24 protein-coding genes are annotated in these 24,150 nt (G+C 72.6%); 7 read left to right on the top strand and 17 right to left on the bottom strand.

Annotation, left to right across the window (positions count from 1 at the left end):
* Nucleotides 1-50: 50 nt before the first annotated feature.
* Together ACPXBU_RS27705 and ACPXBU_RS27700 are read right to left on the bottom strand one after the other, a co-directional pair.
* Nucleotides 51-281 carry a hypothetical protein gene (locus ACPXBU_RS27705; RefSeq protein ID WP_425760314.1) on the bottom strand — a complete coding sequence of 77 codons (231 nt, stop codon included), beginning with the start codon at nucleotides 279-281 and terminating at the stop codon, nucleotides 51-53.
* A 515-nt stretch (nucleotides 282-796) separates the two neighbouring features.
* Nucleotides 797-1,144 (bottom strand): MerR family transcriptional regulator, encoded by a 348-nt coding sequence (locus tag ACPXBU_RS27700; protein ID WP_393369955.1) that lies wholly within the window; start codon nucleotides 1,142-1,144, stop codon nucleotides 797-799.
* Between the two features lie 57 nt (nucleotides 1,145-1,201).
* Here ACPXBU_RS27700 and ACPXBU_RS27695 point away from each other — a divergent pair, with 57 nt between their 5' ends.
* Together ACPXBU_RS27695 and ACPXBU_RS27690 are read left to right on the top strand one after the other, a co-directional pair.
* Entirely contained in the window at nucleotides 1,202-1,777 is a 576-nt protein-coding gene (locus tag ACPXBU_RS27695) for an NADPH-dependent FMN reductase (protein ID WP_425760312.1), read from the top strand.
* 8 nt (nucleotides 1,778-1,785) lie between these two features.
* Nucleotides 1,786-3,312, top strand: coding sequence for a DHA2 family efflux MFS transporter permease subunit (locus ACPXBU_RS27690; protein ID WP_425760311.1), 1,527 nt, complete (start codon nucleotides 1,786-1,788; stop codon nucleotides 3,310-3,312).
* Here ACPXBU_RS27690 and hemB read toward each other — a convergent pair.
* Genes hemB through ACPXBU_RS27665 form a run of 5 tightly spaced genes read right to left on the bottom strand, consistent with a single transcriptional unit; the run spans nucleotide 3,263 to nucleotide 8,973 of the window.
* The gene (gene hemB / locus ACPXBU_RS27685) at nucleotides 3,263-4,246 is read right to left on the bottom strand and encodes a porphobilinogen synthase (RefSeq protein WP_425760310.1); all 984 of its coding nucleotides are present in this window, start codon (nucleotides 4,244-4,246) and stop codon (nucleotides 3,263-3,265) included. The two genes, ACPXBU_RS27690 and hemB, sit on opposite strands and share 50 nt — an antisense overlap.
* A 20-nt stretch (nucleotides 4,247-4,266) precedes the next feature.
* Entirely contained in the window at nucleotides 4,267-5,847 is a 1,581-nt protein-coding gene (locus ACPXBU_RS27680) for a uroporphyrinogen-III synthase (protein WP_393369944.1), read from the bottom strand.
* On the bottom strand, nucleotides 5,844-6,812 hold the full coding sequence (gene hemC, locus ACPXBU_RS27675) for a hydroxymethylbilane synthase (RefSeq protein WP_393369941.1): 969 nt from the start codon (nucleotides 6,810-6,812) through the stop codon (nucleotides 5,844-5,846). The genes ACPXBU_RS27680 and hemC overlap by 4 nt, the downstream gene beginning before the upstream one ends.
* Nucleotides 6,809-8,206: a glutamyl-tRNA reductase gene (locus ACPXBU_RS27670; RefSeq protein WP_425760309.1), complete on the bottom strand. Its 1,398-nt coding sequence runs from the start codon at nucleotides 8,204-8,206 to the stop codon at nucleotides 6,809-6,811. Before ACPXBU_RS27670 ends, hemC begins: the two co-directional genes overlap by 4 nt.
* Complete coding sequence (locus ACPXBU_RS27665; protein WP_425760307.1) at nucleotides 8,203-8,973, bottom strand: redox-sensing transcriptional repressor Rex; 771 nt, start codon at nucleotides 8,971-8,973, stop codon at nucleotides 8,203-8,205. Before ACPXBU_RS27665 ends, ACPXBU_RS27670 begins: the two co-directional genes overlap by 4 nt.
* 368 nt (nucleotides 8,974-9,341) lie before the next feature.
* On the opposite strand from ACPXBU_RS27665, the gene ACPXBU_RS27660 reads away from it, so the two are divergent.
* Complete coding sequence (locus ACPXBU_RS27660; protein WP_425760305.1) at nucleotides 9,342-10,643, top strand: sensor histidine kinase; 1,302 nt, start codon at nucleotides 9,342-9,344, stop codon at nucleotides 10,641-10,643.
* Between the two features lie 53 nt (nucleotides 10,644-10,696).
* Nucleotides 10,697-11,347: a response regulator transcription factor gene (locus ACPXBU_RS27655; protein WP_393369932.1), complete on the top strand. Its 651-nt coding sequence runs from the start codon at nucleotides 10,697-10,699 to the stop codon at nucleotides 11,345-11,347.
* Here ACPXBU_RS27655 and ACPXBU_RS27650 read toward each other — a convergent pair.
* Entirely contained in the window at nucleotides 11,328-11,987 is a 660-nt protein-coding gene (locus tag ACPXBU_RS27650; RefSeq protein ID WP_425760303.1) for an HAD family hydrolase, read from the bottom strand. The two genes, ACPXBU_RS27655 and ACPXBU_RS27650, sit on opposite strands and share 20 nt — an antisense overlap.
* A 20-nt stretch (nucleotides 11,988-12,007) precedes the next feature.
* Nucleotides 12,008-12,262, bottom strand: a complete 255-nt coding sequence (locus ACPXBU_RS27645) for a glutaredoxin family protein (RefSeq protein WP_357253871.1) — start codon at nucleotides 12,260-12,262, stop codon at nucleotides 12,008-12,010.
* A 732-nt stretch (nucleotides 12,263-12,994) separates the two neighbouring features.
* Between ACPXBU_RS27645 and ACPXBU_RS27640 the strand changes: the two genes are divergently transcribed.
* From ACPXBU_RS27640 to ACPXBU_RS27630, 3 genes are all read left to right on the top strand, one after another.
* A complete protein-coding gene (locus tag ACPXBU_RS27640) occupies nucleotides 12,995-13,951 on the top strand; it encodes an ECF subfamily RNA polymerase sigma factor, BldN family (RefSeq protein ID WP_425760301.1) in 957 nt (318 codons plus the stop codon).
* Between the two features lie 279 nt (nucleotides 13,952-14,230).
* Nucleotides 14,231-15,118 carry a DUF5667 domain-containing protein gene (locus ACPXBU_RS27635; protein WP_425760300.1) on the top strand — a complete coding sequence of 296 codons (888 nt, stop codon included), beginning with the start codon at nucleotides 14,231-14,233 and terminating at the stop codon, nucleotides 15,116-15,118.
* A 170-nt stretch (nucleotides 15,119-15,288) separates the two neighbouring features.
* A complete protein-coding gene (locus ACPXBU_RS27630; protein WP_425760299.1) occupies nucleotides 15,289-16,164 on the top strand; it encodes an HAD family hydrolase in 876 nt (291 codons plus the stop codon).
* A 6-nt stretch (nucleotides 16,165-16,170) separates the two neighbouring features.
* Here ACPXBU_RS27630 and ACPXBU_RS27625 read toward each other — a convergent pair whose 3' ends face one another.
* The 8 genes from ACPXBU_RS27625 to ACPXBU_RS27590 all read right to left on the bottom strand — a co-directional run bounded on the left by ACPXBU_RS27625 (nucleotide 16,171) and on the right by ACPXBU_RS27590 (nucleotide 24,118).
* Nucleotides 16,171-17,067 carry a lysophospholipid acyltransferase family protein gene (locus ACPXBU_RS27625; protein WP_425760397.1) on the bottom strand — a complete coding sequence of 299 codons (897 nt, stop codon included), beginning with the start codon at nucleotides 17,065-17,067 and terminating at the stop codon, nucleotides 16,171-16,173.
* A gap of 274 nt (nucleotides 17,068-17,341) precedes the next feature.
* Entirely contained in the window at nucleotides 17,342-18,418 is a 1,077-nt protein-coding gene (locus ACPXBU_RS27620) for an NAD-dependent epimerase/dehydratase family protein (protein WP_425760297.1), read from the bottom strand.
* 122 nt (nucleotides 18,419-18,540) lie between these two features.
* Nucleotides 18,541-18,642, bottom strand: coding sequence for a 30S ribosomal protein bS22 (locus ACPXBU_RS27615; protein ID WP_007465623.1), 102 nt, complete (start codon nucleotides 18,640-18,642; stop codon nucleotides 18,541-18,543).
* Between the two features lie 214 nt (nucleotides 18,643-18,856).
* Nucleotides 18,857-19,066: a helix-turn-helix domain-containing protein gene (locus tag ACPXBU_RS27610; RefSeq protein WP_110563213.1), complete on the bottom strand. Its 210-nt coding sequence runs from the start codon at nucleotides 19,064-19,066 to the stop codon at nucleotides 18,857-18,859.
* A 239-nt stretch (nucleotides 19,067-19,305) separates the two neighbouring features.
* Complete coding sequence (locus ACPXBU_RS27605) at nucleotides 19,306-20,490, bottom strand: ABC transporter permease (protein WP_393369913.1); 1,185 nt, start codon at nucleotides 20,488-20,490, stop codon at nucleotides 19,306-19,308.
* Nucleotides 20,487-21,398, bottom strand: a complete 912-nt coding sequence (locus tag ACPXBU_RS27600) for an ABC transporter ATP-binding protein (RefSeq protein ID WP_425760295.1) — start codon at nucleotides 21,396-21,398, stop codon at nucleotides 20,487-20,489. Before ACPXBU_RS27600 ends, ACPXBU_RS27605 begins: the two co-directional genes overlap by 4 nt.
* Complete coding sequence (locus ACPXBU_RS27595; protein ID WP_425760293.1) at nucleotides 21,395-22,786, bottom strand: efflux RND transporter periplasmic adaptor subunit; 1,392 nt, start codon at nucleotides 22,784-22,786, stop codon at nucleotides 21,395-21,397. Before ACPXBU_RS27595 ends, ACPXBU_RS27600 begins: the two co-directional genes overlap by 4 nt.
* Before the next feature lie 42 nt (nucleotides 22,787-22,828).
* Complete coding sequence (locus ACPXBU_RS27590) at nucleotides 22,829-24,118, bottom strand: hypothetical protein (protein WP_393369905.1); 1,290 nt, start codon at nucleotides 24,116-24,118, stop codon at nucleotides 22,829-22,831.
* Nucleotides 24,119-24,150: the final 32 nt, after the last annotated feature.

Raw genomic sequence — 24,150 nt, 5'->3', positions numbered from 1 at the left:
ACGGCCCGCCGCCCCGAGTGGGGTTCGGCGGGCCGTCGCCGATCCACGCGTCAGCGGTATCGCCAGAGCTGTGGCGGCGGCGGATCGCCCCGGTGCTGGGCCACCCGCACCTCCCACTGACTGCGCCGACGCATCGCGTCCCGAACCTCCCGGTTGCGGTAGAACGTCTCGGGTGGGCGGGCCAGCCCGTAGATGTCCGCCCACCACTCCCCCGGCTCGGGGTCGAGGATGGTGTCCAGGTGCGACGGGTAGCGGCGCCTCGATGCGGCCGATTGTCGCATGGTGCACTTCCGCCCACCGGGCCAGCTCACGTTGGCTCAGGTCGGCGTGACGACGGATCGCCCGGACAATGCCGACGACCGGCCACGGCGTGTCGGAGGGCTCGCTGAGTATCACCTGCCGCCGCGCGGTGCTGGATGCTCCCGCATCCGGAGGTATCGGTGAGTCGTCCATGCCGCCACCGTCCCGGCTCGCTCCGTTTCTCGCAGCCCCGTCTGCCGAGCCTGTGGAAAACGAAAGGACCTGTGGATAACGTCCTCGTCGCCAAGGAGCAGGGACGGTAGCCCAACCCTTCCCTCCTTTGCTCTGCACCCCAATATGCGCCAGTCGCGGACCGTAGCCGTCGCATCCGCGGGTGCAGAGCAAAGGTAGGCATGGAGGGTCGGGGCCAGGGGCCGGCCAAACGAAACCCGGGGCCAGCCGCCGAGGCCACATCCTGTGCACGCTCCATCAAGCGCGCCACGATCGATGCGCCTCCTCGCGGCCGGACACCGCCGGGCGAGTCGACTGGGCGACGTCAGAGGTCGCAGAGGCGGCGACCGGAGCCGATGTCGTCGAGTGCCGCGTGCAGGTCGCTGATGCGACGCTCGGCCTCGGCGATCAGCCGATCGTGCACGCCCTGCCAGTCCGCCGGCCCGGCGTCGGATGGCAGGGCCGCGAGCAGGGCGCGGATGTCGTTGACGGTCAGGCCGACGCGCTGGGCCACTCGCGCCACCCTGATCCGGCAGGCCGCGTCGGAGTCGAAGCGCCGCTGGTTGCCGCTGGTGCGGGCAGCCGAGATGAGGCCCTGCCGCTCGTAGAACCGCACGGCAGAGCCGCTGACCCCGCTCTCCCGGGCCACCTCGCCGACCGTCAACGTGCCCATCGCCACTCCCCCGCCACCATTGACTTCACTATTACTTCAAGTCCTAGCGTCCGAGGCATGACTACGCAAGAGGACACCGCTCCGCCGACCGTCGCCGTGCTCGTCGGGAGCGTCCGTCAACCTCGGGTGGGCCGCTCGATCGCCGACTGGTTCGTCACCCACGCGGGTCGCCGAGCCGACCTCGACCTGGACCTCGTCGACCTCGCCGAGGTGCCGCTGCCCCTCGTCGACACCCCTCCCGGGGGCAACGCGGCCAGCCCGATCAGTGCCCGGTTGGCCGCCGCCGACGCGTTCGTGGTGGTGACACCCGAGTACAACCACAGCTTTCCGGCCGCCCTGAAGAACGCCATCGACTGGCACTACCGGGAGTGGGCCCGCAAGCCGGTGGCCTTCGTGTCGTACGGCGCCGGTTCCGGCGGCATCCGCGCGGTCGAGCAGCTCCGGCTGGTCTTCGCCGAGGTGCAGGCCGCCACCACCCGCTCCGGGGTGGTGCTGCGGGCACCGTGGGAACGGCTCGACGAGACCGGTCGGCTGGTCGACGACGAGCCGCTGCGACAGGCCGCCGACTCCACGCTGAGCGAGCTGGCCTGGTGGGCCGAGGCGCTGCGCGTTGCCCGTCGGGCCCGGCCCTGAGCCTCGACATGGACGCATCCGCGCGACGGCTCGGCTGGTACCTGACCCTGGGTGGCCTGCTCGCGGTGATCGACACCACGGTCACCGTGGTGGCCCTCCCGAAGCTGGTCGACGACCTCGACACCAACCTCACCACGATCGGCTGGGTCACCAGCGGCTACGCGCTCGCCCTGGTCGCGGTGATGCCCACCGCCGCCTGGGCGATCGGCCGCTTCGGTGCCCGCCGCACCTACCTGACCGCGCTGCTGCTGTTCACCGCCGGCTCGGTGCTGGCCGGAGCCGCCTGGAACGTCGAGTCGCTGATCGTGTTCCGGGTGCTCCAGGGGTTGGGTGGCGGGCTGCTCAACCCGGTCGGGATGGCCCTCGCGCTCGCTGCGGTGCCGGCGGGGCGGCGAGGACGGATGATGAGCCTGCTCGGCCTGCCGGTCCTGGTCGGGCCCCTGATCGGGCCGGTGCTGGGTGGGCTCCTGCTCGATCACGCGTCCTGGCGGTGGATCTTCTGGATCAACCTGCCGGTGGGGTTGCTGGCGGTGTTGCTCGGCCGATCGGTGCTGCCGGCCGCCGACCCGCGACGACCACCGGTCCGGCTGGACGTCGTCGGGTTGCTGCTGCTCTGCCCCGGCCTGGCGCTGGCGGTGTACGGGCTCAGCGTCACCGGCGAGCGGGGCGGGGTGGTCAGCACACCTGTGCTGCTGCCGCTCGCGCTCGGCTCCACGCTGGTCGTCACCTTCGTCTGGCGGGCCGGCCGGATACGGCAACCACTGCTGAACCTGGCCGTGCTGCGCGCCCCGGGGATGGCCGGAGGCGCCGCGACGGTGGCGTTGTTCGCCGCCGGATACTTCGGCTCGTTCCTGATCATCCCGGCCTACGTGCAGGTGGTACGCGGTGACTCGGCCACCCTGGCCGGGGTGATCGGCATCCCGCAGGCGCTGACCACCGGGCTGATGCTCCAGGTCGCGACCCGGCTCGTCGACCACGTCTCGGCGCGGCGGGTCGTCGGGCTCGGCATCGCTACCGCCGTGGCCGGCACGGTGGCCCGGGTGCTGGTGCTCGACGCCGACACGTCGTACCCGCTGCTGGCCGCGCTGGGTGCGGTCATCGGCCTGGGCATGGGCGCGACGCTGATGCCGACGATGACCGCGGCCAGTCGATCACTCCCGCCCGCCGACCTGCCGTCCGGCTCCACGCTGCTCACCACCGTGTCGCACAGCTCGGTCGCCGCCGGCACCGCGCTGGTCGCTGCCGCCCTGTCCTGGCTGGCGGGCCAGCTCGTCCCGAGCCTGGGCGGCGGGGGCATCACGGCCGCCAGTCGGCTCGACCCGGCGAGCCGGCTCGGCCTCGCGCCGGACCTGGCGCAGGCCACCCGGCTCGCGCTGGCGGTGTCGGCCGTGCTGTTGGCGCTCGCCTGGCTGACCAGCCGGCGACTTCCGTCCGCCGTCGCGGGTGCCGACGAGATGGCCACCCCGGCGGGAACCGCGGAGTCGGTCAGTAGCGCTGACGCAGCAGCCCGGCGGCCTCGACCGCCCAGTAGGTGAGGATGACCTGCGCGCCGGCCCGCTTGATCGAGGTGAGCGTCTCCAGCATGACCCGCTCCCGGTCGACCCAGCCGTTCGCGGCGGCGGCCTCGACCATCGCGTACTCGCCGGAGACCTGGTAGGCGGCCACCGGCACGTCCACTGCGGCTCGCACCGCCGACACCACGTCGAGGTACGGCAGCGCCGGCTTGACCATCACCAGGTCGGCGCCCTCGGCGACGTCCAACGCCACCTCACGCAGCGACTCGCGCAGGTTGGCCGGGTCCTGCTGGTAGGTGCGCCGATCGCCCTCCAGCGCCGACTCCACCGCCTCCCGGAACGGGCCGTAGAACGCCGAGGCGTACTTCACCGCGTACGCCAGCACGGCCACGTCCTGGTGCCCGGCGGCGTCGAGCGCCTTGCGTACCACGCCGACCTGGCCGTCCATCATCCCGGACGGCCCGACCATGCCGACCCCGGCGGCGGCCTGGGCCACCGCCATCTCGGCGTACGCGGCCAGGGTGGAGTCGTTGTCGACCTCGCCGCCGGGGGTGAGCAGCCCGCAGTGCCCGTGCGAGGTGAACTCGTCCAGGCAGAGGTCGCTCATCACCACCGCGGCGTCGCCCACCTCGGCCACCACGTCGCGGATGGCGACGTTCAGGATGCCGTTCGGGTCGATGCCGCCGGAGCCGGTCGGGTCCCGCCGCTCCGGCACGCCGAAGAGCATGATCCCGCCGACGCCGGCCTGGACCGCCTCGGCCGCCGCCTTGCGCAGCGAGTCCCGGGAGTGCTGGAGCACCCCCGGGAGCGACCCGATGGCGCGGGGCTCGGTCAGCCCCTCCTTGACGAACATCGGCACGACCAGCTCGGCCGGGTCGACCCGGGTCTCGGACACCAGCCGGCGGATCGCCGGGGTGCGGCGCAGCCGGCGGGGCCGGATCTCGGGGTACGACATGACAGGCCCTCCTCGAACGACTACCGGAAGCGCAGGGCGGTCGGGCCCTGCACCTTGGAGCCGCGGCGCTGCTTGGCCGGCATGGCGGCCAGCTTCTCGCGCAACTCGACGGCGTAGGCGGCGAGCGCCTCCACCAGGTCGGGCACCGAGGCGTGCGGTGGCTGGACGTCGACCCGCAGGCCGAACTCCGTCGCGGTCTCCGCCGTCTTGGGCCCGATGACGGCAACAACGGTACGCGCGTGCGGCTTCCCGGCGATGCCGACCAGGTTCCGCACGGTGGAGGACGACGTGAACAGGACAGCGTCGAACCCGCCCGACTTGATCGCGTCCCGGATCTCGGCGGGCGGCGGCGCGGCCCGCACGGTCCGGTACGCGGTCACGTCGTCGACCTCCCAGCCGCGCTCGGTGAGCCCGGCGGCGAGCGTCTCGGTGGCGATGTCGGCGCGCGGCAGCAGCACCCGGCCCACCGGGTCGAGGATCTCGTCGTGCGGGGAGAACTCGGCAAGCAGACCCTCGGAGGACTGCTCCCCGGCGGGGATCAGCTCCGGCTGGATGCCGAACGCGCGCACGGCGTCCGCCGTCGCCTCACCGATGCAGGCGATCTTGACGCCGCCGAAGTGCCGGGCGTCCAGGCCGTGCTCGGCGAACTTCTCCCACACCGCGCGGACCGCGTTGACCGACGTGAAGATCACCCAGGCGTACCGGCCGTCGACCAGGCCCTTGACCGCCCGCTCCATCTGCGCCGGGGTACGCGGCGGCTCGACCGCGATCGTCGGCACCTCGCACGGGATCGCCCCGTACGCCCGCAGCCGCGCGCTCATCGCGCCGGCCTGCTCCTTCGTCCGGGGTACGAGCACCTTCCAGCCGTACAGCGGGCGGTTCTCCCACCAGCTCAGCTTGTCGCGCTGACCCACACCGACACCGACGGTGAGCACCACCCGGCCGGTGAAGCCGAGCGCGGCGGCCACGAAGCTGTCCACCGTCGACGTGGTCGTGTACTGGGTCTCGCCGGTGCCGTCGCCGGTCACGCCGACGCCCGTGGTGCCGTCGACCCCGACGGAGAGCAGCCCGTCCCGGACGGCGGCGAGGTCACCGGCGTCCACGGCGAGCGCGAGCGAACCCCGCCCGACGGCCGCGGCCAGCGCCTCGAAGTCCAGTGCGCTGACGTCCTCGACGTCGGCTGCGGTACGCACACCCGGCAGCGGAACACCCGCGTAGGTGGCCACACCCTCGGCCTGGCCGACACCGGGCACCACCTCGAAGTGGGCGGCGGTGCGGGCCACGGCCTGCACCTCCTTGACCACCGAGTCGTGGCCGAACGGGTCGCCGGCGACCAGGTGCACCGCGTTCAACCCGGAGCGGGCCGCGGAGATCAGCACCTTCGCCACGTCCCCCGGCGCGCCTTCGGCGGGGGTGAACTCGGCATCGTCGGAGGCCTCGGCGCGTACGACGGCGAGCAACGACTCCGGGACTCCCCGGTCGTAGATCACCTGGTCGGCGTCGACCAGGGCGTCGTGGGCCCGACGGGTCAGCAGCCCTGGGTCACCGGGGCCAGCCCCGACGAACGCGATACGGCCGACGGGCTTACGGGTGCGGGTCATTCTGTGCTCCCAAATTGCTGGGTCCCCGGGCCGGTGTGTCCTTCGTGGCCGAGGATCGAGTCGGCGCCGAGGTCGAGGAGTTCGGCGGCGAGTGCCTTACCGATCTCCGCCGCGTCGGCGGGCGTTCCGGTGCGCGACAGCCGGAGGTCACGCGTGCCGTCCGGGCTGATCACCGCCCCGCGCAGGTAGATCTCATCGCCGTCGTCGCCCTCGGCGAGTTCGGCGTAGGCGGCGACGGGTGCGGAGCACCCGGCCTCCAGGGTTGCCAGAAACGCGCGTTCCGCGGTGACCGCGGAACGCGACGGTGCGTGGTCGAGCGTCGCGAGCAGCTCGACCAGGTCGTTGTCGTCGACCCGGCACTCCACGGCCAGCGCGCCCTGGGCGGGCGCGGGCAGCATCAGCATCGGGTCCAGCGTCTCGGTGATCACGTCGACCCGACCGATTCGGGCCAGTCCGGCCCGGGCCAGGACGACGGCGTCGAGGTCGGCCTCGGGGCCGAGCACCCGCGCCAGGCGGGTGTCGATGTTGCCGCGGATCGGGGTGACCTCCAGTTGCAGGCCGAGCGCGTGCAGCTGGGCGATCCGGCGCAGCGCGCCGGTGCCCACGGTGGCTCCGGGCGGCAGCTCGGCGAGCGTCCGGCCGCCCTGGGCGATCAGCGCGTCACGCGGGTCCTGTCGGGCGGGCACCGCGGCGATGTGCAGCCCGGCGGCGGCAGCCGTGGGCAGATCCTTGTAGGAGTGCACCGCGAAGTCGATGGTCCCGGCGGTCAGCGCGTCGCGCAGCGCGGAGACGAACACCCCGACGCCGAGCCGGTGCACCGGCGCGTTGGAGCGGTCGCCAGCGGTGACCACCTCGACCAGCTCGACCGGGCGGCCGGTGGCGGCGGTCAGCGCCTCGGCGATCTGGCCGGACTGGGCCATCGCCAGGGTGCTGCCCCGGGTGCCGAGGCGCAGGGGGGCGGTCATCGCGCACCTCCGAAGGGTGGGGTGGGCTCGGCGGCGTCGGCTCCGGAAACCGGGTCGACGCCGGGCAGTGCCATGCCGAGGTCGGGGGTCAGCACGTCCGGCACGGTGTCCACCGGAGAGGTCTGCGGCACCTCGAGGTCGAACAGCTCGCGCAGCAGGGCCGCGTACTGGTCGCCGCCGGGCTCCGCGGCCAACTGGCGGACCTTGACGGTGGGCTGGTGCAGCAGCCGCTGCACGACCCGGTGCACGGTGCGGGCCACCTCGGCGCGCAGGTCGTCACCGAGGTCGGGGCGACGCTGGGCGAGCCGGCGCAGCTCGGCGGTGACCACGTCGTCGGCCCGGCCACGCAGCGCGGCCACGGTGGGTGCCACGTCGGCACCACGCAGCCAGGTGAGGAAGCTCTCCACCTCGCCCAGCACGATCCGTTCGACGGCGGCGGCGTCCGCGGCGGCCGGACCGTCGGCGAGCAGCGCCGCCATCCGGTCGATGTCGATCACCTCGACGCCGGGCAGCTCGGCGACACCATCCTCCACGTCGCGCGGGACGGCCAGGTCGAGCAGGACCAGCGGGCCCCGGAGCGGGTCCCGTTCGGCAAGCGCCGCGCCGACCACCGCTCGGGTGAGGACCGGTTCGGTGGACGCGGTGGCGGCCACTACGATGTCCACTGTGGAGAGGGTGTCGGCCAGCTCGGTCATCGGAGCGGCGCTCGCCCCGTACGACTCGGCGAGCCGGACGGCCCGGTCGGCGCCCCGGTTGCTGACGGTGAGCGGGCCGGCGCCCAGCCGGGACAGCGTGGCCACCCCGAGTGAGCCCATCGCGCCGGCGCCGACCACCAGGGCCGGGTGGCCGGCGAGGTCGCCGTCGAGGTGCCCGGCGGCCAGCTCCAGCGCGGCGGTGACGACGCTCTGGCCGGCGCGGTCGATGCCGGTCTCGGCGTGGGCCCGCTTGCCGACCCGCAGCGCCTGCTGCATCAGCTCGTGCAGCAGGCGGCCGGCCGAGTCGGCACCGGTGGCCCAGTGGTACGCGTCGCGCAACTGGCCGAGGATCTGCGCCTCGCCGACCACCATCGAGTCCAGACCGGTGGCGACCCGGAACACGTGGTCCACGGCAGCGGTGTCGTAGTGCACGTACAGGTGGCTGGCGAGCGCGGCCGGCGAGCTGCCGGCCTGATCGGCCAGGACGGCGCACACGTCGCCGAGCCCGCCGTGGAAACCGGACACGGCGGCGTAGACCTCCACCCGGTTGCAGGTGGAGACGATCACCGCCTCGGCCACGTAGGGCTGGGCGATCAGGCGATCAAGGGTGCGGGTGAGGTCGGCGGGAGGCACGGCCAGTTGTTCCAGCGTGGCGACCGGGGCGGTCCGGTAGGACGCGCCGACGACGAGCAGTTTCACGTGCCGATCGCCTCCTGGGTGTCGGTGGCCGCGAACCCGCCCGGCAGGGCCGTGAGAGCGGACCCGCCGGTGGCGGGCAGCGCGGTCAGCGACGCCTTGCGGTGCTCGTGGAAGGACAGAATCTGCAGCTCGATGGCGAGATCGACCTTGCGCACGTCGACCCCCTCCGGCACCGAGAGTACGCACGGCGCGAAGTTGAGGATGCTCGTCACGCCGACGGCGACCAGCTGGTCGGCGACCTGCTGGGCGGCCGCGGCCGGGGTGGCGATCACGCCGATCGCGAGGGATTCCTCCGCGGCGACCGTCGCCAGCTCGTCGACATGCCGGACCACCAGGCCGTTGATCTCTTCGCCGACGCGGGAGAGGTCCGCGTCGAGCAGTGCGGCGATCCGGAAGCCCCGGCCGGCGAAGCCGTCGTAGCCGGCCAGAGCGTGACCGAGATTACCCACGCCGACAAGGGCGACCGCCCGGCGTTGGGTGAGCCCGAGCACATTCTCGATCTGCTCGATCAGCAGCGTGACGTCGTAGCCGACGCCCCGGGTGCCGTACGAGCCGAGGTGGGAGAGGTCCTTGCGGAGCTTGGCGGAGTTGACGCCGGCTGCGGCGGAGAGCTCCTCGCTGGAGACCGTCTCGTGCCCGGTGTCGGCGAGGTTGTGCAGCGCGCGCAGATATTCCGGAAGCCGAGCGACGGTGGCCTCGGGCAGATCCGGGAGCGCTGGTACGGCACCGGCGCGGCCGGGCGCGCCTGGGTGACGGTGCTGACTCATGAGACTCCGTGCGGTGCGATCCTCGGCCAACTCCGCTGGTCGGCCGCTTATGGACTCCCGCTGGCGACCGAGATTGCCGGCTGTGCTAGCAGGGCGCGTCGGAGTCACAGAGTAGGCGCTTGTGAAGACGTGCACAAATCGCGATCTTGTCGCTGCGCGCCGCGACTCCACCAGCACCTCCATTCCGCAAGATCGATTTAGCGACTTTCGCCCGCGCCGCCCGGCCAATTATTGCTCAATCCCGACTTCTCTGACCAATCCCGCGCCGAGCCTCACAGTGTCGCTCCGCAGGTGGTAGGGGCAGCACTACGGGGGAGAGGCGGGGCTTCGGGATGGGGATCGGAAGCCGCAATGCCTAGCCTTTTCCCATGACCGCCGTTGCCGCCACCAGCGACCAACCCACGCTGGCACCGAGCATTCCCCGCCAACTCTTTGTCGACTCCGGCTACGTGCTACTCGGTCTACCCCTGGCGGTGGCCAGTTTCGTCGTCCTCATCGTCGGCACCGCGGTCGGCATCGGCCTGGTGGTGACTGTCATCGGTCTGCCGATCCTCAGCGGCACCCTGTACACCGCCCGAGGGCTGGCCGACATCGAACGGCTGCGGCTGCCCGCGGTGCTCCGGCAACCCCGGATCCGGCCGCACTACCGGCTGCCCGAGGCGGGCGCGAACGCCTGGCGGCGGATCTTCGTGCCGATGCGGGACGCCCAGTCCTGGCTCGACCTGGCACACGGCATCCTGCGGCTGGTCGCGGCGGCGGCCACCTTCCTGGTGACCGTGATCTGGTGGGCCGCCGCGATCGCCGGCTCGCTCTACTGGGTGTACGACTGGGCGCTGCCCCGGCCGAGTGGCGAGGACCAGGACCTGGCGCAGTTGCTCGGCCTCGGCGACTCGACCACCGCCCGGATCGGTCTGAACACCGCGCTCGGGGTGTTCTTCCTGATCACCCTGCCGATCGTGGTCCGGGGATGCGCGCTGCTGCAGGCCAGCTTCGCCAAGGCCATGCTGACCGGGGTGGCCGAGATGCGCGACCGGATCACGGTGCTGGAGGAGCAGAAACGGGCCGCCGTGTCCGCCGAGGCGTCCGCGCTGCGCCGACTGGAACGCGACATCCACGACGGCCCCCAGCAGCGCCTGGTCCGCCTGGCCATGGACCTCAGCCGGGCCCGGATGCAGCTCGCCTCCGACCCGGAGGCCGCCGGCCTGACCATCGACGAGGCCGTCACCCAGACCCGGGACACGCTGGCCGAGCTGCGGGCGCTGTCCCGGGGCATCGCCCCGCCGATCCTCGTCGACCGGGGTCTGCCCAGCGCCCTGGCCGCGATCGCCGGGCGCGGGCTGATCCCGATCGAACTCCAGGTGGACCCGCAGCTCGGCACCCCGGGCGGGCGGCTCGACCCGGCGGTGGAGAACACCGCGTACTTCGTGGTGTCCGAGGCGTTGACGAACGTCGCCAAACACGCACGGGCCACCGAGGCCGTGGTGGCCGTCGCCCGGCAGGGCGTCCACCTCCAGGTGCGGGTGGGCGACGACGGACAGGGCGGCGCACACCTGGCCAAGGGGCACGGACTCGCCGGCATCGCCGACCGGGTCCGGGCCGCCGGCGGCGAGCTGGCGGTGATCAGCCCGGTCGGCGGCCCCACCGAGATCCGCGCCGAGCTACCGCTGTGACCAGTCCCGCGCCGCGCACACATGACCGGCCGGACGTGGTAGACAACACAGCCATGCGCATCGTGATCGCCGACGACGCCGTCCTGCTCCGGGAGGGGCTGGTCCGGCTGCTGACCGAGAGTGGGCACGAGGTGGTGGCCGCCGTCGGGGACGGCGACGCGCTCGTCAAGGCGGTGGTGGAGCACCAACCGGACGTGTCGATCGTCGACGTCCGGATGCCGCCGTCGCACACCGACGAGGGACTCCGGGCGGCGGTGGAGGCACGCCGGCTGGTGCCGCGTACCCCGATCCTGGTGCTCTCCCAGTACGTCGAGGTCTCGTACGCCGATGATCTGCTGGCCACCGGCGGCGCCGGCGGCGGCATCGGCTACCTGCTCAAGGACCGGGTCGCCGCGATCGAGGAGTTCCTGGACGCGCTGCGCCGGGTGGCGGCCGGCGGCACGGTGCTCGACCCGGAGGTGGTCGGCCAGCTCTTCGCCCGACGCCGCCGCGACGACCCGCTGCGCGAGCTGACCCCCCGCGAGCGTGAGGTGCTCGCCCTGATGGCCGAGGGACGCTCGAACACCGCCATCGCCCGCGCCCTGGTGGTCAGCGACGGCGCGGTGGAGAAGCACGTGCGCAACATCTTCACCAAGCTCACCCTGCCGCCGGACACCGAGCAGCACCGGCGGGTGCTGGCCGTCCTCACCTACCTGCGGAACTGACCTCCCGCGCCAGGTCGACCGCGTCGGTGAGGGTGTCGGCCACCGGGTGACCGGAGGCGCGCAACCGGGCCGGGTCGGTGAACCCGCCGGTGTAGAGCACCGCACGGCCGCCCACCGCGAGCGCGGCGTCCGCGTCGTCGATGGAGTCCCCGATCAGCACCACCGACGCGCCGTCCACGCCCAGCTCCGCCAGGTGCGACCGGAGCGACTCGGCCTTGCGGCCGCCGCCGACCGTGGCCCGCAGCCCGTCGACCCGGGTGAAGTGGCCGGTCAACCCGTACGTGTGCACGGTCGGCACCAGCTCCTCGTGGAACCACATGGAGAGCAGACTCTGACTGCCCGGCCAGGCGGCCATCGCGGCGCGCGCGTCGGCCGCCAGCTCACAGGTGGTCAAACCGGTGCGGTACGCGTCGTGGAAGATCTTGTCCAGTCGACCGAACTCGTCGTCGTCGACGGCCTTCCCGAGCACCTCGGCGTAGTATTCGGCGATCGGCCGACGGAACCGCACCCGGTGCTCGTCCAGGCTGACCGTCGGCCCACCAAGGCTCGTGAACACGACGTTCGTGGCGGACACCACGAGGCTGAGGTCGTTGAGCAGGGTGCCGTTCCAGTCCCAGACGAGGTGCGGCGGTGAGGTCATCAGAGCACCATAGGCACTCCTCAGAGCTGTGGCGTGGTCAGGTCCCGCAGCAACCGGTCCTCCTCGACCCGCCAGTAGCCGTGCTCCTTGCCGTCGAGCAGCACCACCGGCAGTCGGTCTCCGTACTCCCTCTCCAGCCCCTCGTCGTCGGTGACGTCCCACTCGACCCACTTGTCGCCGGTGACCGCCACCACCCGGTCGAGAGCCGCCTTGGCGTCGTCGCACAGGTGGCAGCCGGGTCGGGTGATCAGGGCGAGCCGGGCGTCACTGGACATCGCTTACCTCCGTCTGGGGTTTCGGCGCTCGCCGGCAGGTCGGTCGGAACGGGCACCTGTCGCGCCGACGCCGTCACCACGTACGCCCGCACAGTCTCGCCGGTTCGCGGATGCGGCACACCCGGTACCGCCGACTCGGTCTGCGCGGTGATCAAGTCTGGCACAGCGGCCGGCGACCGGCCACGACCGACGGACGGGACGGGTGTTCGGGCGGTGCGACCGCAGCGTCCCGTCTACGGGACTGCCCGGTGTGCCATCGGCGATCCGATCAAGTCCCGCCGATGGGATGGGCGGCGTCGTCCGCAGACGTTTCGGCCACGCCCACACGGCCACCCGTGACGATCGGGACAACCGAACGGGCGACAGGCCGCGACCAGCGCATCCATCGAGGAACACCGGGTCGACGGAAAGTCAATCGCACACGACGGACAACCGGTCCGGCAGTGGTCGAACGGAGCGGGAAATACTTCCGCCTTGTGTAACGGACTTGCCACGCGCGGGTGACGTTGGCCCTATTATCACTCGGGTCGGCTCACCCCATTTGCCGTGAGTCGACACCCCTCAGCCCGAGGAGGCCCCCGTGCCTGTTAGCGCATTGGACCAGCACCTCCAGGGGATTTGCCGCCCATCGGCAACCCCCGCGACCGTCCTGCCCGACCGACTGCCCGGTCGGTCCGCCCCGACAACGCACAGACCGGCCCATCCGGCGACCGACGGGACGGGGGCAACTCGGTGACCACCTTCGGTTACGCGGAACGCCCGCTCGGCCTGACCGGCCAGCCGGCACGCTCACACGTCAACGAGAGACCGACGGTCCGTGCCCCGCTGGACGAACCACACGGCGCCGCCGTGCGGGGCGACGGCGCGACCCAACGCACCCGCAGCCGGCCACACCACAACGAGCCGCCGCCGCGGCCCGTGGTGCCCGGCGGAAACGCACGGCCAACCGGCGGCCGGGTCGCCGTTCCACCCCGACCGACAATGCCGGCGCAGGGTCGACGGGTCAGCGACACACCGACGGTGACCACCGATCCAGCGGCGGGCGAGACGGCGGTGATCCCGGTGGTGCCGGCCACCACCGCCACCACCCCGACCGGCTTCCCGAGCCGCCCGGACCCGTCCGACCCGGCCACCGAGGTCTGGACTCTCATCGAGCGCGCCCAGGCCGGCGAGTCCGAGGCGTTCGGTCTGATCTACGACCGGTACGTGGACACCGTGTTCCGGTTCATCTACTTCCGGGTCGGCAACCGCCAACTCGCCGAGGACCTCACCTCGGACACCTTCCTGCGTGCGCTCAAGCGGATCGGCAGCTTCACCTGGCAGGGCCGCGACCTCGGCGCCTGGCTGGTGACGATCGCCCGCAACCTGGTCGCGGACCACTTCAAGTCGGGCCGGTACCGGCTGGAGGTCACCACAGGTGACGTGCTCGACGCCGATCGGGAGGACCGGGGCCCGGAGGGCAGCCCGGAGGCGGCGGTGGTGGAACACATCACCAACGTCGCGCTACTCACCGCCGTCAAGCAGCTCAACCCGGAGCAGCAGGAGTGCATCGTGCTCCGCTTCCTCCAGGGCTTCTCGGTCGCCGAGACAGCTCGCGCGATGGGCAAGAACGAGGGTGCCATCAAGGCCCTCCAGTACCGCGCCGTGCGTGCCCTGGCCCGACTGCTCCCGGACGGCTTTCAGCCGTAGTTTGTGGCGGCGGGACCGATGGACGTCGATCGACGTCCGTGCAGCTCAGGGTCGGTCCCGCCCGGTGACGACGATCACTTTCTGTAATTTCCGCCCCGCCAGGCCCGTAACCCGTGCCCGGTCCGCCGCGTTTCTCCGGGTGCGACCGGTGGTTGTCCCGGCAGGCCGGGGCACCGAGGTCCGACCGGCGAGCCGGCGGCACCTCACCTCCGTGGTGTCACACTGCCGCCCGGTCCCCGGCATTGACGGCGGCCGACCGGCCGTGACCAGCGAGAGGAGGTGCCTGCGGTGGACGACATCCTCTTCTCTCGCCGGCGCGCCGAGCGCTTCGCGCAGCTTCTCGACGAGGCCAACGGCGCTCGGCGACACCACGTACGAGCCCGGGTGGACAGCCAACTCGCGCCCCTCGTCGCGGTGGGCCAACGGATCAGGACCGACCCTCCGGCTGTCGAGGTGGACCAGGACTTCCGGACCGGTCTGCGGGCGATGCTGCTCGCCACCGCCGAACGGGAAGGGCTCGGCACCGCGCCGACGGCCGGCGAACCTGCCGCCACGCGTCCGGCCACGACCGCCCGGGGCCGGCTGCTGCCGGCGGTCACCGCCCGTCGGGCCCGAGCCCGGGGCGCGATCCTGGTCGGCATCGCCGCCGGCGCCATCGCCGTCTCCGGCATCTCCGCCGCCAGCGAGAACGCGGTGCCCGGCGACGCGCTGTACGGCATGAAGCGCTCGACCGAACGGGCCCAGCTCGCCCTGGCCAGCTCCGACATCAGCCGCGGTCAACTCCTCCTGGACTTCGCCCGGACCAGACTCGCCGAGGCCTCCAAGCTGCGCGGCGACCGGATCGGCTACAGCGCCGTCCTCGACGACATGGACGCCGACACCCGTCAGGGTGTCCGCCTGCTGACCACCGCGGCGGCGCAGCGGGCGGAGCCGGGCAGCCTGGAGACGCTCAACACGTTCGTCACCAGCCAACGCCGGGCGGTCAGCGGTCTGCTCGACGGGAGCACCCGCGTCGACCGGGAACGGACCCAGCGGTCCCTGCGCCTGCTGGACAGCATCCGGGAGCGCTCCGACACGCTGGGCGCGGCGATCGCCTGCGGCCTGCCGGCCCCGACCACCAGCGACACCCTCGGCCCGTACCCGAGCGCCTGCCCCGGGGCGCGCTGACCCCCTCCCCCTATACCGCACGTCCGACCGGCCTCGCCACAGTTCGTTCTGTGCCCGGCCGGTCGACCGTGCGCGGCGGCTACCCTCGCTAGGGCATGTGTCAGAAGCCCCGGCCAGGGTCTTCGACATGCCCTGGGGCATCCGTCGTTACTGGTGAGGAAGGGAGTCGAGTGGCGCGCAGCCGCAAGGTGACGGTCAGCACCGACGCCCACGGGCACACCGCGGGCTGGGCCGAGACCGACCTGACCCCCGCCGTCACCCCCGCACCCGACCCGACCGCTGCGGCCTTCTTCGACGTGGACAACACGATGATGCAGGGCGCGTCGATCTACTGGTTCGCCCGTGGGCTCGCCTCCCGCAACTACGTCACCACCGCCGACCTGGCCCGCTTCGCCTGGCAGCAACTGCGGTTCCGGTTGTTGGCCCGGGAGCACGCCGGTGACATGTCCCTGGCCAAGGAGGCCGCGCTGGCCTTCGTCGAGGGCTGGCGGGTCGACGACGTGGAGCACCTCGCGGAGGAGATCTTCGACGAGATGATGGCTCCCCGGATCTGGGCCGGCACCCACCAACTCGCGCAACGGCACCTGGCGGCCGGCCAGCGGGTCTGGCTGGTCAGCGCCGCCCCGGTGGAGATCGGCCGGGTGATCGCCGCCCGGCTCGGCCTGACCGGTGCCATCGGCACGGTGGCCGAGGTGGTGGACGGGGCGTACACCGGGCGGTTGGTGGGTGACCTGATGCACGGGCCGGCGAAGGCCGAGGCGGTCACCCAACTCGCCGCCGTGGAAGGGCTCGACCTGATCCGCTGCGCGGCGTACAGCGACTCGGCCAACGACCTGCCGCTGCTCTCCGCCGTGGGCCGGGCGGTGGCGGTCAACCCGGACGGCGCCCTGCTGCGGCAGGCACGCCAGCACGGCTGGGAGGTACGGGACTTCCGCACCGGACGCCGAGCGGTCAAGATCGCCGTACCGTCGACGGCGGCGGCCGGGCTGGTCGTCGGCGCCGTCACCGCCGGGCTGGCGTTGCAGCGCCGCCGCCGCGCCGGCTGAGAAACCTCAGGGACCGAACGGGTCCGGCCGTCGCTCCAGCAGTGTGTGCAGGGTCTGCTGGATGGTCTCCCGCACCTGGTCGGCGAGGTTGAAGACCACAAGCGGGTCGTCCGCCGAGTCGGTCAGGTGCGCGGTGGGGATCGGCGGACAGAACTCGATCAGCCACTTGCTCGGCAGCGGCACCATGCCCAGCGGCCCGAGCCACGGGAAGGTCGGCGTGACCGGGAAGTAGGGCAGCTTGAGCAGCCGCGCCAGGGGCTTGATGTCGGCGAGCATCGGATAGATCTCCTCGCCGCCGACGATGGCGACCGGCACGATCGGGGTGCCGGTGCGCAGCGCCGCCGAGACGAACCCGCCCCGCCCGAACCGTTGCAGCTTGTACCTGTCGGCGTAGAGCTTGCCGATGCCCTTGAAACCCTCGGGGAACACCCCGACCAGGTCGCCGCCGCCGAGCAGCCGCTCGGCGTCCGGGTTGCAGGCCACCGTGCCACCGGTCTTGCGGGCCAACTCGGACACCACAGGCATCCGGAAGACCAGGTCGGCGCCGAGCAGCCGAAGGTAGCGGTGGGCCGGATGCTTGTCGTGCAGCGCCGCCGAGAGGATCAACGCGTCCAGCGCCACAGTCCCCGAGTGGTTGCCGACCACCAGGGCGGGTCCGTCGACGGGCACGTGCTCGATGCCACTGACCTCGGTGCGGAACCAGTCCCGGTAGAGCAGCCGCAGCAGGGGGTGGAAGACCGCGTCGGTCAACTCCGAGTCGAAACCGAACTCGTCGACCTCGTAGTCGCCGGAGAGGCGCCGGCGCAGGAAGGCCAGGCCGTTGGCGACCTTGCGGTCCCAGTGGTCCCCCGGCCGGTCCCGCACCGCCGGCGCGGTGCCGCCCGAAGCCGGAGAGCCGACCAGGTCACCCCCGGGCTCGTCGGTGGCCGCGGTGTCGACCTCGTCGCCCGGCGTCGAGGTCGGGGTCGGGGTCGGGGTCGGGGTCGGGGTCGGGGTCGGCGCGACCTGGGCGGCCGGCCGATGTCCGTTACGCCGCGCCGGCTCCACGTCCATCGCGGGCGGCCGCGGTACGTCGAAACGCCCGATCCCCTGCGGCTCGCGCCCCTCCCCCGGCCCGGTCACGGTGCCACCTCGGTTCGCGACTGCGGGGCTCGCAAAACCGGCTCACTCCTCGCGCTCACGACGACCGCTCTCGGACTGCGGAGCGGACCTGCCGGATGCCGTCCAGGACGAGTTGCTCGGCGGCGGCCAACTGACCCCGGGTGACGACCACCCCGCCCTGGTGGGCGCGGATGAAGTCCTCGAACGCCTTGGCGGTGGAGCGGGGCGTGAAGCCGTACTCCTGCTCGAGCCGGCTGGTGTCGACCACCCGGCCGTGCACGAAGAGGTCGACCTGGTCCAGGCCGTAACGGCCGAAGCCCATGCTGCGGGCCAGCGCGGCGGCACCGGAGAGACCCGGTTCAAGCACCGGTACGGCGACCCGACCGGCCCGCCGGATCGCCTGCGACAGCGACAGCACCCCCGGACCGGCGACGTTGTAGGTGCCGGGATGGTCCTCCACGATCGACAGGTGCAGCACCTCCAACGCGTCGTCGAAGTGCAGGAACTGCAACCGAGGATCACGGCCGAAGACCGTCGGCACGAACGGCTGAGCGAAGTAGCGGGTCAACGTGGTGTCGGCGGTCGAGCCGATGAACGGGGCGAAGCGCAGCACCGTCGCGGTGACGTCGGACCGGCGGCGCCGGAAGCCACGGACGTACCCCTCAAGGTCGAGAATGTCGCGGCCGAAACCGCCGCGCGGCACCTCGCGGGGCTCGGTCTCCTCGGTGAAGACCGCCGGATCCCGGAACGACACCCCGTACGCGGCGGTCGACGAGCGGACCACGAGCTTGCGCAGCCGTGGTGCCCGTTGGCAGGCGGCGAGGAGCTGCATGGTGCCGATGACGTTCTGGTCCTTCATCGCGGACCGGCCACCGTGCTGCGGGTCGGGGGAGCTGACCAGGGCGAGGTGCACGACGGCGTCGACGTCCAGGTCGGCGAGGAGGCCGCCGAGCGAACCCGGGTCGACGCGGAGCCGTTCGACCCGGTCCAGCAGGTCGGTGAACTCGGTGCCGGAGTCCGGTGCGTCGACGCCGATGACCCGTTCGATACGCGGGTCGGCGGCCAGCCGGGCCGCCACGTGGGCACCGAGGTAGCGGCCGACCCCGGTGACGAGGACGACCCCCGGAGCACCTGAGGTGCCACCGGGGGTCATCTGACGCACCTACCCCGGCAGGATGGACCGAGCCGGGACGACCACGGCCTGATCACCTGAGCCTCCGGGGGTCGACAGTTTGGCAAGTGCCGCCGAACGCCGGGCACGGAGCCCGGCGGCGATCACTTGCCGAGACGGCGACGCTGGACGCGGGTCTTACGCAGCAGCTTGCGGTGCTTCTTCTTAGCCATGCGCTTACGGCGCTTCTTGACCACCGAGCCCATACGACAGCCTTTCGATACAACGTGCGGGGCGGACCGGATGACACCACGCAGGTGGCGACGGCGACCGCTTGCGGACAACGGACCGGACCAGTCTGGGCGGCGGGGCGCACCGGTGGGGTCTCGGTCGGGCTCCAGGGTAGCCGGAGGGCCTCAGCCGGACCAACGCGCCCCCGTCGATGCCGGTTGGACGGCACCTGGGAAGCCGAACGACGACTCAGGCGGTCTCTTGGAAAGCGCCCCGGAGATATTCGTGCACCGCGTGCTCGGGCACCCGGAACGACCTGCCGACCCGGACGGCGGTGAGCTCACCGCTGTGCACCAGGCGATAGACAGTCATCTTCGAGACCCGCATGACCGTCGCCACCTCCGCGACGGTCAGGAACCTGACCTCCGACAGTCGCCCGTCGGACTGTGACCCGGCCATGGCTCACCAACCCATCCCATGCCCGGCGCGTGCCAACCCGACGGATGCTCCGGGCCGGGCGGCGACGCGCGTGTTACCAGTACGGTAGCGGGGCGGCTGTGACCGGCGCGATCCCTTCGTACAACTGATCATGTTTCTTCTCGCCGTTCACCCGATCCACACTCCCGGAATCTCCCCACCCGCGCCCCGCGTCCGGTTGCTCCGACGCCGCCCCGGCGTCTCCGTTGCTCCGACGCTGTTCACTCGGCGCGCAGCGCGACCACCGGGTCGAGTCGGCCGGCGCGCTGCGCGGGGACGACCCCGAAGACGATGCCCACCACGGCGGACACCCCGAAGGCGAGCGCCAACGACCACCAGGTGATCGCGGCCGGGATCGGCGACAGCCCGTCGATCAGCAGGGCGGTGCCTACGCCCAGCGCCATCCCGGTCACCCCACCGATCGTGGTGAGCAGCACCGCCTCCAGCAGGAACTGCACACCGATGTCGCGGGGGCGGGCCCCGACGGCCTTGCGCAGCCCGATCTCCCGGGTCCGCTCCCGCACGCTCACCAGCATGATGTTGGAGACCCCGACACCGCCGACGAGCAGGGAGATGCCGGCGATGGCCGCGAGTACGCCGGTGAGAATGCCGAGGATGTCGCCGAGCACACCGAGGATCTGCTGCTGGGTGACGGCGCTGAACTCGGTGTCCGGGTGGCGGCGGTTCAGCTCCGCGACGATCCGTTCGCCCAGCTCGTCGATCCGTTCCCGGTCCGGGGCCTTCACGGCGATGCCGTCCACCCGCTGGGTGCCCCAGAGCCGCTGCGCGGCGGTCACCGGCACGTGCACCTCGTCGTCCCGGTCGACGCCGAGGCTCTGCCCGAGGGGCGCGAAGGTGCCGATCACCCGGAACCGCACCCCGGCCAGCGTCACCTGCTGGCCGAGCGGGTCCCGGTCCGGAAAGAGCGTGCGGGCCACCGCGTCGCCGAGCACCGCCACCCGTCGGCTGGTGTCCACGTCGGTGCGGGTGAGATAGCGGCCCCGGGCCAGCGACCGCGTGAACACCGTCGGGGTGGTCTCCAGCACCCCCTGCACGGTGGTGAAGTCGGAACGGGCACCGGCCCGCGCGGTCGCTCCGGAGGCGACGGTGACCGCCACCAGGTCGGGGTCGCCGACCACCCGGCTGACGGCGTCGACGTCCTTGAGGGTCAGCGGCGAGACCACCGGCGCGTTGCCCACCTCGATCCGGCCGGGGACCACCAGCAGCAGGTTGGAGCCGAGGCCCTCGACCTGCTGTTCGACCTTCTGTTTGGTGCCGGTGCCGATGGCCACCAGCAGGACCACCGAGGCGACCCCGATGATCACCCCGAGCATGGTCAGCGCGCTGCGCAACCGGTTGGCCCGCAGGGCGTCCAGCGCCACCCGCCACGCCTCGGCGACCCTCACGCCGCGCCCCCCGGCCGCTCGACCTCGGGCCGCTCGACCTGGGGCCGGCCCGGATCGGCCTCCCGCGGAAGGCGCCCGGTGGCTCCGGCGGCGCCACCGGAGCCACCGGACGGGTGCCCCGGGCCGCTTCCGGACGCGGACCGGGGCTCCGCGCTGGGAGCGGAGACCAGTGTCGCAGGTCGACAGGTATCGACGGACGGCGGTCGATCATGAGGGGTGTCGCTGTCCGACACGACCACTCCGTCGCGCATCGTGATCCGCCGCTGGGCTCGGGCCGCCACCTCCTGGTCGTGGGTGACCATCACCAGCGCCACCCCGGACTCCACGTTCAACTGCTCCAACAACTCCAGCACCGCCGTGCCCGTGACGCTGTCCAGGTTGCCCGTCGGTTCGTCGGCCAGCAGCACCGTCGGCTCGGTGACAAGCGCGCGGGCGATCGCCACCCGTTGCTGCTCCCCGCCGGACATCTGGTTGGGCCGGTGGTCCAGGCGGTGCCCGAGGCCGACCCGGCCGAGCATCGCCGCCGCCCGCTCCCGACGCTGCCGCGCCGGCACGCCCCGGTAGACGAGCGGAAGGGCCACGTTCTCCACCGCAGAGGTACGCGGCAGCAGGTGGAACGCCTGGAAGACGAAACCGATCGTCTCGTTGCGCAGGGCGGCCATCTCCGGCGGCGCGAGGGTGTTGACGTCCCGACCGCCGATCACCAACCGGCCACCGGTCGGCCGGTCCAGCCCGCCGAGGAGATGCATGAGTGTGGACTTGCCCGAGCCGGACGGACCGACCAGGGCCACGTAGTCGCCCGGTCGCACGACGAGGGACACCCCGCGCAACGCCTCGACGGACACCCCGTCCAGTTGGTACGTCCGGGACACCTCCACCGCCTCGATCGCCGGCGGGGCGTCGGTCACCGCACCTCCTGGCCGTCACGCACCTGGTCGGTGCCGCGCACCACGATCCGGTCGCCGGGCTGCACGCCGTTGAGGATCTGCACCAGATCCGACCCCTGGACGCCCACGGTGACCGCCGCCCGGCCCGCCCGGCCGTCGCGGACCACCCAGACCGCGTCCCGGCCGTCGGCGGAGAACACCGCCGAGGCGGGTACGGTCACCGCGTCGGCGGCCTCGCGGACCCGCAGGTGCACTATCGCGTTCATGCCCGGGCGGGGCGTCGGGGCCGGCGCGTCCTCGGCCAGCTTTCCGGCGCCCAGCGCGAGGCGCACCCGGTAGGTCACCCCGCCCTGGGCGGAGTTGGTGGGCAGCACGTCCACCGAGCGGACCGTCGCGTCGTAGCTGGCGCCGCTGACCGCGTCCAACTCGACGGTGGCGGTCACACCGGCCCGGACCAGCAGCACGTCGGTCTCGTCCACCTCGGCGAGCAACCCCAGCTGCCCGGTGTCCACAACTGTCAGCACCGGTGTGCCGGCGGTGACCTGGCCGCCGACCGCGACCGCGTCGTCCACCCCGGCGGGCGGCCCGCCCTGGCCGGGCGTCAGCACGGACGGGTCGATGCCGCCCGCCTGGGCGCCACCGGCCTGCTCCAACAGCCCTGCGAGGCCACCGCTCGGACCACCGCCGGCCCGGGTGCCGCCCGGTTGCACGATGCCGGCGATCGGCGCGCGCAGGGTCAACGCGTCGACTGTCATCTTCGCCAGGTCGTACGCCTGCTGGGCCTGTAGCCGTTGCGCCGCGGAGAGCGCCCCGACGGCCGAGCTCAGCCCGTTGATCCCCCGCTGCACCGCGCGGACGGCCTGGTCGGCGCTGCGCGCGGCGGCGGCGTACTGCCGCTGCGCGGCCGTCACCTGGGTCAGCAGAGCGTCCCGCACCTGCGGGTCGGCGATCTTCTCGGCGGCCTTACGGGTGGCGTCGAACGCCTCGTCGGCCGCCCTGTCGGTGCCACGTCGACTGCTGGTCAGGTTGCCGGTGGAGACACCCCGACCGGCACGCTTCGCCGCGTCCAACGCCTCCTTCGCCTGACGCAGCCGCTGCTGGGCCGCGGGCGAGTCGACGACGGCGAGAACCTGACCACTCTTCACCCGCTGTCCGGGTTGGACACGCAGGCTCCTCAGCGTGCCGTCGGCGGGAGCGGTAAGGGTCGCGGCGGCGCGGGCGGTCACCGTCGCCGGGGCATCGATCAGCTCGCTGACCGGGTTGCGGGCCGCCGACGCCAGCGCGAGGTCGGTGTCGTCGTCGCCGCACGAGGCGGCGGTGGTGAAGGTGAGGACGGCGACGGCGGTCAGGGCGACGAGCAGGCGAGGCCGGATGGTGCTGCCCGGCCGAGGTGACTGAGGGCGGCGCACCCATCGATGGTACGGCGCACCGTCGCGCCACCCGCGAGCACGTCAGGCGGTGGCGGCACGGACATACGCGACGCACTCGTCGTGCAGCGTCGACCACTGCTCGCCGAACGCCTCCTCGGCGGCCACGTCGAGGGTCTTGCGCTCGTGCACCACGGCCTTGAAGAAGGTGAGCAACCGCTGCGGCCCGTACCTGTCGACGAGGTGCCGGACGGCCAGGTAGCCGACACCGTAGCTGCCGCCGACCTGCTCGGCGGAGGCGTCGTCGGCCGGGTTGACGCCCGCCAACTTGCCGTCCCACCTGCCCCGGACCAGTTTGCGTACCTCGGCGAGCCCCTCGTACCTGTCGACCGCCTGACCCCCGGCACCGGCGAACTCGGCCAGCCCCTCCACCAGCCACCAGGTGGTCTTGCCGGGGTAGCCGCGTTCCGGCAGCGAGGCCGCGTGGGTCAACTCGTGCCGGAGCAGGTCGTCGGTGCCGCTGCTGGGAAGCCCGTCGGCGTTGAGCACCACCTCGTGGTGGCCGCCGCCCACGGTCACCGCGTAACCGCCGGTCCACCCCGGCCGGTCACCGCCGTACCAGCGCTTCCACTCGGCGCGGCCGGCGTAGAAGATCCGGTAGCGGTCCGGTGGCGAGCCCGCGACCACGTACCCGTCGGCGACCTTGGCGGCCGCCTCGGCCTGGGCCAGCAGACCGGGCAGCTTGCCGCGCAGCGCCGGGGTGGTGGCGACGATGGTCCGCGCGCCGATCGCCACGACCAGGTCGCTGACCTCCCACGGTCGGGTGCCGGTCTCCACCGACTTGGATTCCTCAATGGCGACCAACCGGGGCTGGTCGCCGTTCTCCCGCCAGCGGGTGCCGATCAGCACCGGGCTGGGCCGGCAGTTCGGCGCGACGAAGCAGTACTGGAAGCGGACCAGGAGCCGCCACTCCCCCGGCTTGCCGATGATCGGCGCGGGCAGGCCGCTCGGTTCGGCCCGCCAGACGGTCACCTTCAGCTCGCGGAGTGCGGAGAAGCGTCGGCGCAGCTCGGTGTGCACGACGGGCTCGGCGATCGCGAGGAAGCCGGCGCGGTCGCCGCCGAGCAGCGCCGCGGACTGCCTGTCGAGCTGGGCGGTCATCCGGTCGGTCAGCTCGCGGGCCGCGGCGGTGGCGGGGTCGTCGGCCGTCGAGGCGCCGGCCCGGCTGATCGTGGACCGGGCGCCACCCTCTCGGATCACGCCGACGACGAGCAGCGCCGGCAGGCCGCAGCCCAGCAGCAGGACGACCACCACGAGCACCGTCCACAGCGGCCAGAGCCGCCGTGGTGCTGGCTGCTGCACCCCGTCAGTCACCCGCCGAAGGGTACGACCATCCGCCGGCCGGG

The sequence above is a fragment of the Micromonospora sp. DT231 genome, from assembly GCF_049847025.1.
In the GTDB taxonomy this organism is placed as follows: Bacteria; Actinomycetota; Actinomycetes; order Mycobacteriales; family Micromonosporaceae; genus Micromonospora.
Note: the sequence above shows the minus strand (reverse complement) of the source record. Positions and strands in the feature narration are given on the sequence as shown.

Excerpts from the sequence above, each read along its gene's own strand:
- ACPXBU_RS27700 (WP_393369955.1), bottom strand. The coding sequence starts at position 1,144 with ATGGGCACGTTGACGGTCGGCGAGGTGGCCCGGGAGAGCGGGGTCAGC.
- ACPXBU_RS27690 (WP_425760311.1), top strand. The coding sequence starts at position 1,786 with ATGGACGCATCCGCGCGACGGCTCGGCTGGTACCTGACCCTGGGTGGC.
- ACPXBU_RS27645 (WP_357253871.1), bottom strand. The coding sequence starts at position 12,262 with ATGTCCAGTGACGCCCGGCTCGCCCTGATCACCCGACCCGGCTGCCAC.
- ACPXBU_RS27695 (WP_425760312.1), top strand. The coding sequence starts at position 1,202 with ATGACTACGCAAGAGGACACCGCTCCGCCGACCGTCGCCGTGCTCGTC.
- hemB (WP_425760310.1), bottom strand. The coding sequence starts at position 4,246 with ATGTCGTACCCCGAGATCCGGCCCCGCCGGCTGCGCCGCACCCCGGCG.
- ACPXBU_RS27655 (WP_393369932.1), top strand. The coding sequence starts at position 10,697 with ATGCGCATCGTGATCGCCGACGACGCCGTCCTGCTCCGGGAGGGGCTG.
- ACPXBU_RS27705 (WP_425760314.1), bottom strand. The coding sequence starts at position 281 with ATGCGACAATCGGCCGCATCGAGGCGCCGCTACCCGTCGCACCTGGAC.
- ACPXBU_RS27660 (WP_425760305.1), top strand. The coding sequence starts at position 9,342 with ATGACCGCCGTTGCCGCCACCAGCGACCAACCCACGCTGGCACCGAGC.
- ACPXBU_RS27615 (WP_007465623.1), bottom strand. The coding sequence starts at position 18,642 with ATGGGCTCGGTGGTCAAGAAGCGCCGTAAGCGCATGGCTAAGAAGAAG.
- hemC (WP_393369941.1), bottom strand. The coding sequence starts at position 6,812 with ATGACCGCCCCCCTGCGCCTCGGCACCCGGGGCAGCACCCTGGCGATG.
- ACPXBU_RS27650 (WP_425760303.1), bottom strand. The coding sequence starts at position 11,987 with ATGACCTCACCGCCGCACCTCGTCTGGGACTGGAACGGCACCCTGCTC.
- ACPXBU_RS27665 (WP_425760307.1), bottom strand. The coding sequence starts at position 8,973 with ATGAGTCAGCACCGTCACCCAGGCGCGCCCGGCCGCGCCGGTGCCGTA.
- ACPXBU_RS27610 (WP_110563213.1), bottom strand. The coding sequence starts at position 19,066 with ATGGCCGGGTCACAGTCCGACGGGCGACTGTCGGAGGTCAGGTTCCTG.
- ACPXBU_RS27680 (WP_393369944.1), bottom strand. The coding sequence starts at position 5,847 with ATGACCCGCACCCGTAAGCCCGTCGGCCGTATCGCGTTCGTCGGGGCT.
- ACPXBU_RS27620 (WP_425760297.1), bottom strand. The coding sequence starts at position 18,418 with ATGACCCCCGGTGGCACCTCAGGTGCTCCGGGGGTCGTCCTCGTCACC.